Source organism: Burkholderia sp. HI2714 (assembly GCF_002223085.1).
Taxonomy (GTDB): Bacteria; Pseudomonadota; Gammaproteobacteria; order Burkholderiales; family Burkholderiaceae; genus Burkholderia; species Burkholderia lata_D.
In genome coordinates this window covers 60,458-74,721 of record NZ_NKFM01000037.1, presented here as the reverse complement: position 1 = coordinate 74,721, position 14,264 = coordinate 60,458, and the positions used below count along the sequence as shown (strand labels likewise).

The 14,264-nt window shown below is 66.1% G+C and carries 18 protein-coding genes; 11 read left to right on the top strand and 7 right to left on the bottom strand.

Annotated elements, in window-relative coordinates; genetic code table 11:
* The first annotated feature begins 27 nt into the window (after nt 1-27).
* On the top strand, nt 28-804 hold the full coding sequence (gene otnI, locus CFB82_RS20825; RefSeq protein WP_089485098.1) for a 2-oxo-tetronate isomerase: 777 nt from the start codon (nt 28-30) through the stop codon (nt 802-804).
* Between the two features lie 28 nt (nt 805-832).
* Nucleotides 833-1,804 (top strand): D-erythronate dehydrogenase, encoded by a 972-nt coding sequence (gene denD / locus CFB82_RS20820; protein WP_089485097.1) that lies wholly within the window; start codon nt 833-835, stop codon nt 1,802-1,804.
* A gap of 43 nt (nt 1,805-1,847) precedes the next feature.
* Here denD and CFB82_RS20815 read toward each other — a convergent pair whose 3' ends face one another.
* From CFB82_RS20815 to CFB82_RS20805, 3 genes are all read right to left on the bottom strand, one after another.
* A complete protein-coding gene (locus CFB82_RS20815; RefSeq protein ID WP_089485096.1) occupies nt 1,848-2,936 on the bottom strand; it encodes a lysylphosphatidylglycerol synthase domain-containing protein in 1,089 nt (362 codons plus the stop codon).
* Complete coding sequence (hpnI, locus tag CFB82_RS20810) at nt 2,933-4,102, bottom strand: bacteriohopanetetrol glucosamine biosynthesis glycosyltransferase HpnI (protein ID WP_089485095.1); 1,170 nt, start codon at nt 4,100-4,102, stop codon at nt 2,933-2,935. The genes CFB82_RS20815 and hpnI overlap by 4 nt, the downstream gene beginning before the upstream one ends.
* A 62-nt stretch (nt 4,103-4,164) precedes the next feature.
* Entirely contained in the window at nt 4,165-4,515 is a 351-nt protein-coding gene (locus tag CFB82_RS20805; protein ID WP_089485094.1) for a hypothetical protein, read from the bottom strand.
* Between the two features lie 187 nt (nt 4,516-4,702).
* Here CFB82_RS20805 and CFB82_RS20800 point away from each other — a divergent pair, with 187 nt between their 5' ends.
* Nucleotides 4,703-5,230, top strand: a complete 528-nt coding sequence (locus tag CFB82_RS20800; protein WP_089485093.1) for a cytochrome b — start codon at nt 4,703-4,705, stop codon at nt 5,228-5,230.
* A gap of 264 nt (nt 5,231-5,494) precedes the next feature.
* Here the strand turns inward: CFB82_RS20800 and CFB82_RS20795 are convergent, their stop codons facing one another.
* Nucleotides 5,495-5,770: a DUF4148 domain-containing protein gene (locus CFB82_RS20795; protein WP_089485251.1), complete on the bottom strand. Its 276-nt coding sequence runs from the start codon at nt 5,768-5,770 to the stop codon at nt 5,495-5,497.
* An 80-nt stretch (nt 5,771-5,850) separates the two neighbouring features.
* Nucleotides 5,851-6,195 carry a DUF4148 domain-containing protein gene (locus CFB82_RS20790; RefSeq protein WP_089485092.1) on the bottom strand — a complete coding sequence of 115 codons (345 nt, stop codon included), beginning with the start codon at nt 6,193-6,195 and terminating at the stop codon, nt 5,851-5,853.
* A 243-nt stretch (nt 6,196-6,438) separates the two neighbouring features.
* On the opposite strand from CFB82_RS20790, the gene CFB82_RS20785 reads away from it, so the two are divergent.
* Nucleotides 6,439-7,128: an aspartyl/asparaginyl beta-hydroxylase domain-containing protein gene (locus CFB82_RS20785; RefSeq protein ID WP_069252439.1), complete on the top strand. Its 690-nt coding sequence runs from the start codon at nt 6,439-6,441 to the stop codon at nt 7,126-7,128.
* 25 nt (nt 7,129-7,153) lie between these two features.
* Here the strand turns inward: CFB82_RS20785 and CFB82_RS20780 are convergent, their stop codons facing one another.
* Nucleotides 7,154-8,110, bottom strand: coding sequence for a LysR substrate-binding domain-containing protein (locus CFB82_RS20780; protein WP_089485250.1), 957 nt, complete (start codon nt 8,108-8,110; stop codon nt 7,154-7,156).
* Nucleotides 8,111-8,190: 80 nt separating this feature from the next.
* Here CFB82_RS20780 and CFB82_RS20775 point away from each other — a divergent pair, with 80 nt between their 5' ends.
* The 4 genes from CFB82_RS20775 to CFB82_RS20760 all read left to right on the top strand — a co-directional run bounded on the left by CFB82_RS20775 (nt 8,191) and on the right by CFB82_RS20760 (nt 11,100).
* Nucleotides 8,191-8,589: a nuclear transport factor 2 family protein gene (locus CFB82_RS20775; RefSeq protein ID WP_089485091.1), complete on the top strand. Its 399-nt coding sequence runs from the start codon at nt 8,191-8,193 to the stop codon at nt 8,587-8,589.
* Between the two features lie 146 nt (nt 8,590-8,735).
* Complete coding sequence (locus CFB82_RS20770; RefSeq protein WP_043180651.1) at nt 8,736-9,005, top strand: MoaD/ThiS family protein; 270 nt, start codon at nt 8,736-8,738, stop codon at nt 9,003-9,005.
* 66 nt (nt 9,006-9,071) lie between these two features.
* Nucleotides 9,072-10,220: a WD40/YVTN/BNR-like repeat-containing protein gene (locus CFB82_RS20765; RefSeq protein WP_089485090.1), complete on the top strand. Its 1,149-nt coding sequence runs from the start codon at nt 9,072-9,074 to the stop codon at nt 10,218-10,220.
* A 157-nt stretch (nt 10,221-10,377) separates the two neighbouring features.
* Nucleotides 10,378-11,100 (top strand): hypothetical protein, encoded by a 723-nt coding sequence (locus tag CFB82_RS20760; protein ID WP_089485089.1) that lies wholly within the window; start codon nt 10,378-10,380, stop codon nt 11,098-11,100.
* Between the two features lie 52 nt (nt 11,101-11,152).
* On the opposite strand, the gene CFB82_RS20755 is transcribed toward CFB82_RS20760, so the two are convergent.
* Nucleotides 11,153-12,076 carry a LysR substrate-binding domain-containing protein gene (locus CFB82_RS20755; protein ID WP_089485088.1) on the bottom strand — a complete coding sequence of 308 codons (924 nt, stop codon included), beginning with the start codon at nt 12,074-12,076 and terminating at the stop codon, nt 11,153-11,155.
* Between the two features lie 147 nt (nt 12,077-12,223).
* Between CFB82_RS20755 and CFB82_RS20750 the strand changes: the two genes are divergently transcribed.
* The 3 genes from CFB82_RS20750 to CFB82_RS20745 all read left to right on the top strand — a co-directional run bounded on the left by CFB82_RS20750 (nt 12,224) and on the right by CFB82_RS20745 (nt 14,152).
* Entirely contained in the window at nt 12,224-12,649 is a 426-nt protein-coding gene (locus tag CFB82_RS20750) for a PACE efflux transporter (RefSeq protein WP_089485087.1), read from the top strand.
* Between the two features lie 339 nt (nt 12,650-12,988).
* Nucleotides 12,989-13,117, top strand: a complete 129-nt coding sequence (locus tag CFB82_RS44050; protein WP_021163990.1) for a hypothetical protein — start codon at nt 12,989-12,991, stop codon at nt 13,115-13,117.
* Nucleotides 13,118-13,246: 129 nt separating this feature from the next.
* Entirely contained in the window at nt 13,247-14,152 is a 906-nt protein-coding gene (locus CFB82_RS20745; RefSeq protein ID WP_089485086.1) for a hypothetical protein, read from the top strand.
* Nucleotides 14,153-14,264 lie beyond the last annotated feature (112 nt).

The following is a 14,264-nucleotide window of genomic DNA, read 5'->3' as shown; positions in this document are numbered from 1 at the left end:
CCCCATTCATTCACAGGACCCGCTGCCATGCCACGCTTCGCCGCCAACCTCTCGATGATGTACACCGAGCACGCGTTCCTCGAACGCTTCGCCGCTGCCGCCTACGACGGCTTCAAGGCCGTCGAGTACCTGTTCCCGTACGATTTCGCCGCCGAGGACATCCGCGCGCGCCTCGACGCGCACAACCTCGAGCAGGCGCTGTTCAACGCGCCGCCCGGCGACTGGGCCGCGGGCGAACGCGGCACCGCGTCGCTGCCGGGCCGCGAGGACGAGTTCCGGCGCGGCATCGACCAGGCGCTCGACTATGCGCGCGTGCTCGGCAACAGGAAGCTGCACGTGATGGCCGGCATGGTGCCGCCGGGCGCCGACCGCGCACGCCATCGCGACACCTACCTCGCGAACCTGCGGCATGCGGCGCAGGCCGCCTTCGCGCACGGCATCACGATCCTGATCGAGCCGATCAACCAGCGCGACATGCCCGGCTATTTCCTGAGCCGCCAGGACGATGCGCACGAGATCTGCGCGGAAGTCGGCGCGCCGAACCTGAAGGTGCAGTTCGACTGCTACCACTGCCAGATCGTCGAGGGCGACCTCGCGATGAAGCTCAAGCGCGATTTCGCGGGCATTGGCCATATCCAGATCGCGGGCGTGCCCGAGCGCCACGAGCCGGATATCGGCGAGCTCAACTACCCGTATCTGTTTGCGCTGATCGACGCGCTCGGCTACGACGGCTGGATCGGCTGCGAGTACCGCCCGAAGGCCGGCACGTCGGAAGGGCTCGGCTGGCTCAAGCCGTACCTGTAATTCCAGCATTCTTCTGAGGGTAAAGAACATGAAAGTACTGATCACCGGCGGCGCCGGCTTTCTCGGCCAGCGTCTCGCGCGCAAGCTGCTCGAGCGCGGTGAACTCACCGGCCCCGACGGCCGCAGCGAGAAGATCGACGAGCTGGTGCTGCTCGACGTCGTCGCAGGCAGCGATTTCGGCGATGCGCGCGTGACGTCGATCGTCGGCGACATCGCCGACCGCGCGGTGCTCGACCGCGCGATCGACACGCAGACGGGCGCGATCTTCCACCTCGCGGCGATCGTCAGCGGGCAGGCCGAAGCCGATTTCGATCTCGGCATGCGGATCAACCTCGACGCGTCGCGCACGCTGCTCGAAGTGTGCCGCGCGCGCGGCCATCGGCCGCGCGTCGTGTTCACGAGCTCCGTCGCGGTCTATGGCGGCACGCTGCCCGACGTCGTGCAGGACGACACCGCGCTGAACCCGCAATCGTCGTACGGCGCCGAGAAGGCGATCGCCGAACTGCTGCTGTGCGACTACGCGCGGCGCGGCTTCGTCGACGGCCGCGTGCTGCGGTTGCCGACGATCAGCGTGCGGCCGGGCCGCCCGAATGCGGCCGCGTCGTCGTTCGCGAGCGGCATCATCCGCGAACCGCTGAACGGCGAGGAAAGCGTGTGCCCGGTGCCGGGTTCGACGCGGCTGTGGCTGCTGTCGCCGCGCGGCGCGATCGAAGCGCTCGTCGCGGGCTGCGAGATCGACAGCGCGAAGCTCGGCAACAAACGGGTGATCAATCTGCCCGGCCTGTCGGTGTCGGTCGACGAAATGATCGCGGCGCTGCGCGAAGTCGCGGGCGACGAAGTCGTGAAGCTGATCCGCCATGCGCCGGACGAGCGCATCGAGAAGATCGTCGGCAGCTGGCCGGGCCGTTGGGATACGTCGCACGCGGAAGCGCTCGGGCTGAAGGGCGATACGTCGTTCGCGGACGTGATCCGCAGCCATCTCGCCGACGAACGACGCTGATTCCCGCGCCGCCGGCCGCGCAGGCACCGGCGCCCCGGTCGCATCAACGCGGCCGGGCGGATTCCCCGATGGGCAGCGGCGCGGTTTTCGTTCCGCCCGGCCGGTTCGCCGAACCGGCCGCCCACTGCCATGCCAGCAGGCCCGGCAGATAGAACAGCAGGTCGCGCACGCGGCGGGCGCCGGCCAGCGCGAGACAGGTCGGCGGGTCGAACCCGAGCAGCCCGCCGATCAGCACGAACCCGCCCTCCTGCACACCGAGCCCGCCCGGCATCAGGAACGCGATGCTGCTCACCAGCTGGATCAGCGCCTCGATCGCGAGCGCCTGCACGAACGTCGGCTCCGCGCCGAGAAAATACAGCGCGAGCCAGATTTCCAGCGCATAGCCGACGAACTGCAGCGTCTGCCAGATCACGAGATAGCGCACGACGATGCCGGTCTTTCTCCAGATCATCCGGATCGACTGATCGGTGCGCGCCGATTCGCCGACCAGCGCCACCACCTTGCCGCTCGTGACGCGGTTGAGCACGCGCATCGCGCGCTCGAACGGCCGCGCATGCTGCACCAGCGCGAACAGCAGCAGCACCGGCACCAGCGCGGCCATGCCGATCGCGAGGTTGCCGGCCACCCGCGCGGTATCGGACGACACATGCTCGAGCACGTAGCCGATCGCGACCAGCGCGAACACGAGCTGGCTGATCAGCGTCAGCTGCATGTCGGCGACGAGGCTGGCGACGGCGGTCGCCGGTCGCACGCCCGCCTGCCGCAGCAGGCCGAACGACACGATCTCGCCGCCGATCCGCGCGACCGGCAACAACCCGTTGATCGATTCACGGATCCACACGAGCTTCAGCATCGCCGCGAACGACGGGCGGCGCGGGCCGCGGATCAGCATCCGCCAGTCCCACGCATTCGCGAGCATCGGCAGGATGTGCGCGAGGGCCGCGAGCAACAGTCCGGCCCCGGCGATCTGCAGGCGATGCAGGATGTCCAGCGGATGCTCACGCCAGATCAGCCACACGGCAAGCGCCAGCCCGCCCAGCGCCGCCACCTGCCCCACGTGGCGCAGCCGTGCGTCGCCCCGCGCGGCGTTGCGCTCCGCGGCATCGGCAGCGCGGTTCGTTTGGGTCGTCATGATTCGCTCGCGGGCGACAGCAGGCCTTCCCGGTCGACACGAAAACGCGTGCCGCGCCACATGACATGCGACGAGAAGAAGCTCGACACGAACACGAAGAACTGCAGGAGATCGACGAACGGCAGCCAGAGCGCACCGCGCAGGCCCGCGCCGGTCGCCCGGCTCGTTTTGAGCATCAGCAGCGCCCGCGCGGCCAGCGCCGCGACCGCCAGCCCGCACGCGACGGCCGTGCCGCCGGAGAACAGCAGAGCCAGCAGCGCGAGCGGCACCGGGTGCATCAGCACCGAGCCGGCGTGACCGAGCCGGTCCGCCGCGCGGATCGTGCAGCTCCAGCGCAATTCGTGTGCGTACAGGTTCCCGAACGTCTCCTCGACGCATGCATGCCCGACGACGAACGGCGGAATAACGACCTGCGCGCCCACCTGCCGCACCGCCTCGCCCAGCGCATGATCCTCGGCCAGGTGATGCGCGAAACGCGTGAGCCCGCCGATGCGTTGGAGCGTCGCGCGCGTGATCGCAATCGTCTGGCCGAAGCATGGCCGTGCGCGCCCGATGAAGAGTCCGGTGATCACGCCCGGCAGGAAATGGTAGTTCGTCATCGCGACGGCGACACCGGGCCAGAAGCCCGGCGACGCGATGCCGCGATACACGCTCGTCACGATGCCGACATCCGGCTGCTGCAGCGCGCCGACGACGGCGCGCAAATAATCGCGCTCGACCAGCACGTCGCTGTCGGCGAGACAGAGCATCGAATACTCCGCGTGTTCGAGCATGTTCACGAGATTGGCGATCTTGCGGTTCGGCCCGTAGAGCCGCGCATCGGCGACGACCTTGATGTTCGCGTCAGGGTAGCGCGCCCGCAGCGCCTCGACGGCCACGAGCGCCTTGTCGTTCGCATCGTGCACGCCGAACAGGTGCTGGACCGACCCCGGATAATTCTGCACGAAGAAGCTTTCGAGATGCTGTACGAGTTGCCACTCGTCACCGTGCAGCGGCTTCGCGACGGTGACGCCCGGATAATCGCGCGGTTCGGCCGCCGCCCGGGAAAAGAACCGGCCGACCAGCACGCTGGCCGTGATCGTGTAGGCAATGCCCAGTAAGCCGCCCAGCCCGCAGACGATCGACATTGCCTCAACCAGCGCGCGCAGCACATGCAGCAAAACCATGCTTCTCCCCAGTGGTGACCCGTACGACCACGACACCCGGGAGCCGCCGCGCGCACGCGGGTTCACCCGTGCGCGCCGCCGTATCGATTCCCGTGGAGCCGGATGTGAAGGACGACCAAGCGACGATACGCGCAATCAGATGACACAACTACCGTGCGGCGATCGATTCCCGTCACGCGCACGTAGCCGCAGGCGAGCGCGGTCCGGAACGCGACGTCGGCAAGCTTGCGGGCCGAAAGGATCGCGGTGGCGAGCGCGATGACGACCCAGATACGAAACGTCATCGTGGTGAAAAATGCTTCGGGTACGCGCCATGCAAGCAACGACACCAGCACGAAGCACTGAATGAACATGCCGGCCAGCGCGGCGATCAGCAGGTGGGCACGCCATCGCTCGATCGTCGAAGATGCCATGGTGAAAGACTCTCCCGTGCGGACGACCGGTATCGATCTGAAGATTCGAAAGGTCGCGTGGATCAGGATCAGGAAAAGCGAAGGTCCAGCGGAGAACGATTGTGGCGACGCCTGCTTAACGTTTCGTTAAGAAAGCGAACGTAGAATCCACCGACCGATATCGTCCCCGTCGTCCGCAGGAGTCTCCATGTCCATGCCCGCCCGATATGACACCGTTGCGCGCTTGCTTCACTGGCTGATCGTCGCGCTGGTCATCGCGCAATATGCGATCGGCTGGACGATGCCCGACGTGCATCGCGACACGCAGCCCATTGGCCTGATCGCCGCGCACCTCCTCGTGGGCACCGCGCTGCTCGCGGCGATGGCTTGCCGCGTGCTGTGGCGCGCAACGCATCGCCCGCCCGCGAGTGACCTGCCGCCCGCGATGCGCGCACTGTCGGGCGCGACGCATTTCGCGCTCTACGCACTGCTGATCGCGGTGCCGCTGCTCGGCTGGATCAACGCGTCGTCGCGCGCATGGGGCGTGACGTTGCTCGGGATCGTGCCGTTGCCCGCGCTGTCGGCGGCCGGCTCCGGATTCGGCCACGCGATGGGCGACGTGCACGGCATCCTCGCCTGGGCACTGTTCGTCGGCATTTGCCTGCACGTGGCAGCCGCGCTCGCGCACCGCTTCGTGCTGCGCGACCAGGTCATGCAGCGCATGATGCCCTGGTGATCGCCTTGCCGGCGGCACCGCATGCCATCGCGCGCGAGCCGCATTGCCGCCGATACCGATACCGTGTTCGTTCCGGCTCATCGCACGACCGACCGGCCGCTCATCGCACGCGGCCGATGAGATGATCGCGCCGCCGCGCGAAGCGGCGCGCGATGACCGGCAGCGCGGCCGGCGCCCTTCTGCCGCGTCGAGTGGCACGAAGGGCTGCCGTACTGCCATGCCGCGAACACGATGGCCTGAAGTCACACAAGACCATGTCGGCACCTAGTTGCTGGTATGCGCCGGCATACCGGAGGCCGGTGCGTGCGCGGCGGCAGCCGCCATCCGGGCCCGGTCCTGCTCGGCAAGCTTCGCTTCCGCCGCCTGGATGTCCGCCGGATACTCGCCGTCGTCTCCCTTCGCCGGGTCGTACCCGGCTGCTTCCAGACGCATCAATTCGTCGCGAACCTGGGCACGCGTGAGCGGCGCGGCCGATTGCGCGAAAGCCGACTGAGCGACGATCGCGCCGATCATCGTCAGTACTGCGATATATGTTTTCATCATGAACTCCTTCAATGTTCCGTATCGATCAACCGTGTCGAATACCTTGAATGCCTGACCTGCGAACGCAGGCGGCTGCGTCAGCTTCCGAAATAGATCGCGCAGAAGCTCGCGGGGCCGACGCATGCGGTGGAACCCCGGCGCGGCGACATCGTCGCCGGCTTGCCCGCTTCGGACGACGCGGCCGGATCGCTGCCGACCGCCGTGCTGGCCTGATGCTCCGGCATCTGTTCGACCTGCCGCTGGAACAGCGGGCTCACGTCCGGATACGATGTATCGGTCACGAAGCGCAGCCCGTTGTTTTCGGCGTCGATCAGTTCCTGCCTGACCTGCGCGCGCGTCAGCTCCTGTGCCGACGCTTGCGTCGCGATACCCGCGAAAGAAATCGCCGCCACCGCGGCGGCCACCAGCCAATGCGTGTTCATGTTCCACTCCTTGAGAAGTCAACGAGACGACGTGCTACACCCGTATGACGACGGAGCGCGTGCGTTTATTCCCGCGCGTCGCGCAACGCGGATGGCGCGGCTTCTCCGGCCCCTGGAGCGCCCGGAATGGACGTTCATGAAACTGTCATTCTTTCGTCAGCCGGCGTAACCTGACGTAACGCAGCGCCCGCCGCGCTTCGGGCAGACTGACGTCACCCCTTACGGATCGCCGATCGATCGACCATGTCCGTCGCTTACGACTATGCAGCCGGCTTGCTGCGCACGCTGTACGACCGCCATATCGACGGCGGCGCGGTGCTCGATCCGGCCGCGTTTCCCGACGCCGAGCGTTTCGTTCGTGCGTGGACCGACATCCAGGCAGAGGCATTCGCCGTGGCGCGCGACATGCCGCGCATCCCGCGCTTTCACGAGATCATGCGCGAGCAGTACGACATCTCGGCCAACGATGCACGCGACTGGCGGATGTTCATCATGCAGGCGTACGGCCAGCCGTTCCCGCGCAACCTGTCGCGCTGCCCGACCGTCGCATCGATCGTCGCGGCATCGCCGGACGTGCTATCGGCATCGTTGTCGTTTCTCGCACCCGGCAAGCACATTCCACCGCATCGCGGGCCGTTTCGCGGCATCCTGCGCGGCTATCTCGTGCTGTCGATGCCGAAGCGCGCGGACGGCACGCCGGCCGCCGTGCTGAAGGTCGACGGCCACGAATACCGGCTCGAGGAAGGACGTTTCCTGCTGTGGGACGACACCTTCATGCACGAGGTGTGGAACGACAGTGACGCGGTGCGGATTGTGCTGCTGCTCGATATCCGCCGGCGCGGGATGCCGCGCCTGCTCACGTGGCTGTCGAATGCGGTGATCGGTGTCGTGCGGATCGGGATCAGGATTCGCGGGCGCTCGATTCCGGTTTAGCGCGTGTGAGCGACGCGACCTCCCGTCACGCCATGCGCGGCGAATCGTCCCGTGCCAGCTCCGTCAGGATCGACGTCAGCGCGCGAATCTTGGGCTGCATCGCACGCGGCGACGGGTACACAAGAAAATAGCCGAGACCGTTGTCCACGAGGTCGCCAAAGGGGGCAACCAGCGACCCGGCCGCGAGCCGGTCCCGGGCCATGCGCGGGTCACCGATCGCCACGCCGTGCCCCTGCTCGGCGGCGGTGAGCGTCAATTCGAGCGTGTCCAGTATGAGCCCGGTTTCAGGGTCGACCTGCGTCGCGCCGACGGCAGCGAGCCAACAGCGCCACTCTTCGTGCCCGTGGGCGGGATGAAGCAACGTGGCCTGCGCAAGATCGGCGATCGATCTCAATGAAGCGGCCAGCGTACCGGTGCACATCGGTGTCAGCCGCTCTGCAAAGAGCGGAACCGACACCATTCCGGCCCAGTGTCCGGCGCCTCGTACGACGATCGCATCGACGTCGGTTCCGGCGAAATCCGGCGTGTCGTCCGCCGACGTCTGGATACGCAGTTCGGTCCGCGGGAGTGCGCGATTGATCGCCGCAAGACGCGGCAGCAGCCAGCGGATCGCGAAGGTCGACGGCAACCGCAACGTCAGAACCGGCGCGACGCCGCAATGCGCCTCCGCGTGGCGTGCCAGTTGCGTCAGGACGTCGACCGCCACTGTCAACAACGCGCCGCCTTCCGCAGTCAGCGTCAGCCCCGACGCATGACGCACGAACAGTGCGCACCCGTAATGCACTTCCAGTTGCTGCACCTGACGGCTCACCGCCCCCTGGGTCCGGCACAGATGATCGGCAGCCCGGCTGAAGCTGCCGAGTTCGGCCGCGGCAACGAAGGCCTGGAACGCCGTCAACGGCGGCAGGGCTCGCGTGAGTTCGGCAAGCGGGTATGCACGGGCCGCATGCCCGGGTTGCGGATTTTTCGATTGTTCGGACATCGGTGCATCGCTATCTTGGTTGCGCCGGACCCGCATCACCTGTCGCGGCCCGGCTCGTCAACAACCAGCGGAGAAAGAGAATGGTCCCATCGTCGAACGCACTATACACGCGGCAGGTCGACACCTACCTGAAGGCGCTCGAGCGCGGCGACGTCGCCGCGATCTGCGCACTGTTCACGCCGGATGCACGGATTTTTTCGCCGTTTCTCGGCTGGATGAAGCCGACACCGTTCTTCGAAAAGGTCGCTTCGGCATCCGGACAAAGCCGGATCACGGCGATCGACATCTGTGTCAGTGCGACCGGCGCGCGACGGGCAACCGGTTACTTCGTGTACGACTGGGGGCTGAAGGACGGCTCGGCGGTGCAGTTCGAATGCGTCGATGTGTTCGAATTCGACGAAAGCGGACTCGTCGAGCGCATGGTCATCGTCTATGACACGCATCCGGTCAGGGAGGCGGTGGGCGACAAGTACGCGTGACCGAAACGCACGACGGCGCGCCCCGCAAGGCCATTCGGTGCCTGCGCATCGACGATGCGACCGATGCGGGATCCGGCTCCGTCGCACCCGCTGGATCGCCTAAACTACAGACCGTCCCCTCCGCGCGGCTCCTGCCAGCCACCGCCATGGCGCACCTCTTCTTCGCCGCCTCGATCCAGCGGCATATCGAAACGCCCGAGCGCGAAATCGACGCCCACTCGGTCGGCGAAGCATTCGACACCGTTTTCGGCGAGCAGCCGCGGCTGCGCGGCTACATCCTCGACGACCAGGGTGCGCTGCGCAAACACCTGTCGGTATTCATCGACGGCCAGCCGATACGCGACCGGCAACACCTGTCCGATGTACTCGGCGATGCCAGCCGGGTCTATGTCGTGCAGGCGCTGACGGGCGGATAAGGGGACGCATCCACCAGCACCGACCGCGCACCCCGACGTCAGGCCGGGCCATCAGGAGACATCGCAATGAACGATCGACTGCTCGTCGCCACCCGCAAGGGCCTGTTCGTCCTGCAGGCCGACGGCCACGGCGGCTGGACGCTCGGTGAGCCGCACTTCGCCGGCGAGCCGGTCAGCATGACGCTCGCCGACCCGCGCGACGGCACGCTGTACGCCGCGCTGAACCTCGGCCATTTCGGCGTCAAGCTGCACCGCCGGCGCGCAGGCGCCACCGACTGGGAGGAATGCGCGGTTCCCGTCTATCCGCCGCAGCCCGCCGACGCCGCACCCGCCGGCGCCAGCGTGAATGCCGGCACCGGCGACGACGACGACGCGCCACCCGGCCTGCCGAAGCCGCCATGGACACTCCAGCAGATCTGGTCGCTCGAAGCCGGCGGCGCCGACGAGCCGGGCGTGCTGTGGGCCGGCACGATTCCCGGCGGCCTGTTCCGCTCCGACGACCATGGCGATTCGTGGGTGCTCAACCGCCCGCTGTGGGATCGCCCGGAGCGCGCCGAATGGGGCGGCGGCGGATACGACGCACCGGGCATCCATTCGGTGATGGTCGATCCGCGCGACAGCCGGCACGTGGCGATCGGCATCTCGTGCGGCGGCGTCTGGCAGACCACCGACGGCGGCGCGACGTGGCGTGTGACCGCCGACGGCATGGAAGCCGACTACATGCCGCCCGAGCGGCGCGGCGAACCGAACATGCAGGATCCGCACCGCGTCGTGCAGTGCGCGGCCGACCCGGACGTGCTGTGGACGCAGCATCACTGCGCGATCTTCCGCTCGACCGACGGCGCCGAGCACTGGCAGCGCATCGAGGCGCAACCTTCGAGCTTCGGTTTCGCGGTAGCCGTGCACCCGCACGAACCGGACACCGCGTGGTTCGTGCCGGCCGTGAAGGACGCGTGCCGGATTCCGGTGGACGGCAGGTTCGTCGTCACGCGCACGCGCGACGGCGGGCGCAGTTTCGAGCAATTCGCGAACGGGCTGCCGAGTGCGCCGGCGTACGACCTCGTGTATCGGCACGGGCTCGCGATCGATGACACCGGTACGCGCCTCGCGATGGGATCGACCACCGGCGGGTTATGGACGTCCGCTGACGGCGGCGAAAACTGGCAGTTGGTGTCTGCGCATTTGCCGCCGGTTTATTGTGTACGGTTCGGGTGACGACGGGCGACGGTCCGGTTGACGGCCCGCTCCGGAACGTCGAAGCCGATGCAAAATGCGGTGGCCCGCTCGCCGGGAAACCGCGCTTCCACACGCCGCCCGATCGGCCAGCCGAATCGCTTACACTGCACACCCGGCCTCTCATCCCCCTGTCGCCATGCGATTTCTCCGGTCGTTTCCCGGGCGTTTCGACGCTGCGCCGCACAGCCTGCGTGCGCTGCTTGCGTTCACCGTCCTCGCCGCCTCCACCGCACACGGCGCGGCGCTGACCAACACGACCGACGATCCGTGCGGCAAGGTCGACACCGGCTACACACTCGACGACAGCATCCGCGGCGCGTTCGGCTCGCCCCAGCCGGTCACCGCCTGCATCGACGTGCTGCGCGGGCAACCCGACGGCCCGCGGCGCCTGCGCATCTTCGTCGACGGCAAGCGCGTACTCACGAACGACTCGATCGCGATGGGGCCGGGTGACGGCGGCATGATGGGCGATCCGTACCAGCCGCTCGACATCAGCCATGGTTCGCTGCTGGTGCGGAATTACGGCGGCAGTTCGATGCGCTGGGGCGAAACTTGGCGCGTGACGACGCGCAACGGCCAATGGATCGTCGCGGGATGGGATGAGGACAGTTGGGACTTCCGCTGGGACGGCAGCGGCAGCAGCGAATCCCATACCAGCGTCAATGCTTTGACGGGAGACGTGCACGACAGCGACGCGCCGATCCCTGGCGACGAAACGCCCGCGAAACGTGCCGTCCGCCGCACCTGCAAGCTGCCCGACGCATGGCGCAGCCCGGCCGTCGCGCAGATCGCAACGATACGCGACCGAAGCTGGCGTTGCGACGCGAAGCTCGCGAAGCCGATACGCGCCGGGAAATGACCGGGGCGGCACCCGCCCGCGCGTGACGAGCAGTGCGCCCCGGCGTTCCTGCTCAGCCCCCTCCCGCCATCCGCGCCACCGCCTGCCGCGTCTGCGCAATCTCCGCCTCGAGCCAGTCGAGAAACGACCTGACCTGCGGCTCGCGCTCCCGCCCGGGCCGGCACAGCGCGACAAAACGCGCGCCCTCGATCCGCACCGACGGCTCGATCGGCGTCAATGCCCCATGCGTGACATGCTCGGCAGCGAGCACCGAACTGAGCAACGCGATGCCCTGCCCGTGCAGCACCGCCTGCAACGCGTAATGCTCGTCGTCGTCGTGGCGAAATACCGCGCGCTCGAGCCACGCTTCGCGGCCAGCCGCGCGACACCACGACACCCAGTCGACCGACACCGGCAGCGGCGTATCCCACACGGTCTCGATCAGGTCGAGCGGTTCGTCCGTCCGATGCGAGTCGAACCCGGCGGCTGCATACGCACCGAAATACTCGTCGATCAGCGCAATCTCGTGCAGCGCCGGAAACGTGCGCGACGTCGCGCGAATCGCGAGGTCGATCCGCGCATCGCGTTCGAGATCCGCAAGCGTGTTGCCGGTTTCAACCTTGATGTGCAGTTGCGGATCGATGCGACGAAACCGGCCGAGGCGCGGAATCAGCCACATCGCGGCGAACGCGGGCGTGGTGGTCAGCACGAGCGTGCGCTCGCCGGTCGTTTCGGGCCGCACCGCGTCGAGCCCGCGGCTCAATGCGAGCAGTGCATCGTGACTCGCGCGAAACAGGCGTTCGCCTTCGTCCGTGAGCCGCACGCCGCTCGCACCGCGCTCGAACAGCAGCACGCCGAGCCGGCTTTCGAGCGACTTGATCTGGTGCGACACGGCGGCTGGTGTCACGGACAGCTCGTCCGCGGCAGCCTTGAACGCGCCGAGCCGTGCCGACGACTCGAATACACGCAATGCGGTCAGGGGGATTTTCGAGAACACGGGGCCTCGCGGGCCGGATCGGGCCGGGTTGAATTCAATTGAACCGGGGTGAGATTAGGTGAATTGAAGCGGGCGTGCAACGCGAATAGCCTTGCGGGACGTCGCGGCACGGTGCCGCGTCGAGTGACGTCCAACCGGAGCAACAACGTGCAAGGCCTACCGCGCAGGATCACGCAGGCGGTGCTCTACGAAGCGATCGCGATTTCCTGCATCTCGCCCGCGATCGCGGCGATCTTCAAGCAGGACCTCGTCTATTCGGGCGCGCTGTCGGCGACGATGTCGGCGATCGCGATGCTGTGGAACATGATCTTCAACGCGCTGTTCGAGCGCTGGGAAGCGTCGCGCCGTCAGCCGTCACGCACGCTCGGGCGGCGGATCCTGCACGCGACCGGATTCGAAGGCGGGCTGATCTTCATCCTGGTGCCCGTCGTGGCGGGGTGGCTCGACATCTCGTGGCTCGACGCGTTCGTCGTCGACATCGGGCTGTTCGCGTTCTTCTTCTGTTACGCGTTCGTGTTCCAGTGGGCATTCGATCGGGTGTTCGACGTGCCGGCGGCGACGAAGGAGCAATGAATCGGACACACCGCTCCGTGAAACCGGACAGCCGGGAATGACATCAATCGACGCGTTTATTTCGATTTTAATGCCAATTGAAATTTCATTATTCAAACGCCCGACTTTCGCCGCCCAACACATTCACAAAGTCAAAATCAAACATAGGGTTTACGTTACATTGCCGCCTCGCAATTTCAACTGCTAATGTAGGTTGACGATTAACACAAGATAATCACCCGCACCCACCCCATATAATCAGCGCAACCACACGCGCCGACTCAATCGCTAAATCCGCCCTCGAAGCTTCGAGGGCGATTTGCGATGTTCGCAGTTCAATTCCTCAACAAGGAAATCATCATGAACGAAAATCAAGAAAAGCAGGATCTCCCGCTGATCGAATGGATGCAGGAAGATCAGCATGAAGATTGGGTCGAAATGATGAAAGACAGCGCGGTCATTCCATTCGCCACCGCTCTTTGGGCATAAGCGGTCAGCCTCGGATGATGGCGGATCGCAACGATCCGCCATTTTTTGATCGAGAACCTGGATATCGCGGAGAGTGTGATGGAAAAAAGTGTCGAAAATTTCTTTTCGTGCGTCCGCGGACATCCAGCCATGATGCAGAGAAACGCGCCCGGCGCCAATATCCTGGTCGGCTCGGACAAAAGCCAGAAAAATACCGCCCAATCCATCATTCGGCATTGCCCGAAGAAACTGGAATATTCATTCACCTACGTCGAGCTCGACACGGAAAATCACGAACAGGTCATCGAGGAAATCGACCGGTGTGACATGTTCATCTTCATGTACGACTCCTCGATACGTTCCGACATCAATCCGCACGGGCCGTCGTTCATCCCGCCCCTCAAGCCGAAAATGGCCGAGCACTGGAAGAAGTCGGTATTGCTCCGGGAGTACGGCGAATTCTTCGAAGAGGCCTTTTCCGAGCGCATCGACGACATTGCCGCACGCAACGAACGCATCATCGCCGCGGCACAACGCGCCCGACGCGTGCAATTCCACGATGGTTTCGGCAGTTCGCTGCATGGAACGCTCGATCAGACCTGGAAAAGCCTGGACGGGCGCAATCACTATGACCTGATGCCCGGCGAAGTCGCGACCCGGGTACCCGACCTGACCGGCAACGTCACATTCGGCGGCACCTTCTTGAGCACGGTGCCCTTTGCCATCAAGTACGGCGTCATCGACCCGATCTTGAACATCGGGATCGAACGGGGCCACGTGGTCAGCGTCGCATCGGCCAATCGTCAGCTCGAGGACGACATCAAGTTGTACCTCGATAAATGCGCGGGAAACCGGATCGTCGAAGAGTTCGGGATCGGTACGAACCTGAACGTCAGGCTGCATGGACGCAATGCCAGTTTCGAAGAACGCCATGCCGGGCTGCACCTCGGCCTCGGCGGCGGTGAACGCGGCAGCCATCATCTGGATCTGGTGTTTTCGTCCGGAACGATTCGGTTCGACGACACCGTCCTCTTCGACGGCGCGTTCCACGTATAGCGCCTTCGACGACACGGCCGGCATCGAAGCACCGACACGATGCCGGCCTCGCGACTTCCACCGTCGGCCCCTGCCCGCGCAGGTTCACGTAACGCCTGTCCCGTGCGGTGGC

Excerpts from the sequence above, each read along its gene's own strand:
- CFB82_RS20775 (WP_089485091.1), top strand. The coding sequence starts at position 8,191 with ATGGTCCCATCGTCGAACGCACTATACACGCGGCAGGTCGACACCTAC.
- CFB82_RS20790 (WP_089485092.1), bottom strand. The coding sequence starts at position 6,195 with ATGAACACGCATTGGCTGGTGGCCGCCGCGGTGGCGGCGATTTCTTTC.
- CFB82_RS20785 (WP_069252439.1), top strand. The coding sequence starts at position 6,439 with ATGTCCGTCGCTTACGACTATGCAGCCGGCTTGCTGCGCACGCTGTAC.
- CFB82_RS20760 (WP_089485089.1), top strand. The coding sequence starts at position 10,378 with ATGCGATTTCTCCGGTCGTTTCCCGGGCGTTTCGACGCTGCGCCGCAC.
- CFB82_RS20770 (WP_043180651.1), top strand. The coding sequence starts at position 8,736 with ATGGCGCACCTCTTCTTCGCCGCCTCGATCCAGCGGCATATCGAAACG.
- hpnI (WP_089485095.1), bottom strand. The coding sequence starts at position 4,102 with ATGGTTTTGCTGCATGTGCTGCGCGCGCTGGTTGAGGCAATGTCGATC.
- CFB82_RS20800 (WP_089485093.1), top strand. The coding sequence starts at position 4,703 with ATGTCCATGCCCGCCCGATATGACACCGTTGCGCGCTTGCTTCACTGG.
- CFB82_RS20805 (WP_089485094.1), bottom strand. The coding sequence starts at position 4,515 with ATGGCATCTTCGACGATCGAGCGATGGCGTGCCCACCTGCTGATCGCC.
- CFB82_RS20795 (WP_089485251.1), bottom strand. The coding sequence starts at position 5,770 with ATGAAAACATATATCGCAGTACTGACGATGATCGGCGCGATCGTCGCT.
- denD (WP_089485097.1), top strand. The coding sequence starts at position 833 with ATGAAAGTACTGATCACCGGCGGCGCCGGCTTTCTCGGCCAGCGTCTC.
- CFB82_RS20765 (WP_089485090.1), top strand. The coding sequence starts at position 9,072 with ATGAACGATCGACTGCTCGTCGCCACCCGCAAGGGCCTGTTCGTCCTG.
- otnI (WP_089485098.1), top strand. The coding sequence starts at position 28 with ATGCCACGCTTCGCCGCCAACCTCTCGATGATGTACACCGAGCACGCG.
- CFB82_RS20815 (WP_089485096.1), bottom strand. The coding sequence starts at position 2,936 with ATGACGACCCAAACGAACCGCGCTGCCGATGCCGCGGAGCGCAACGCC.
- CFB82_RS44050 (WP_021163990.1), top strand. The coding sequence starts at position 12,989 with ATGAACGAAAATCAAGAAAAGCAGGATCTCCCGCTGATCGAATGGATG.
- CFB82_RS20745 (WP_089485086.1), top strand. The coding sequence starts at position 13,247 with ATGATGCAGAGAAACGCGCCCGGCGCCAATATCCTGGTCGGCTCGGAC.
- CFB82_RS20780 (WP_089485250.1), bottom strand. The coding sequence starts at position 8,110 with ATGTCCGAACAATCGAAAAATCCGCAACCCGGGCATGCGGCCCGTGCA.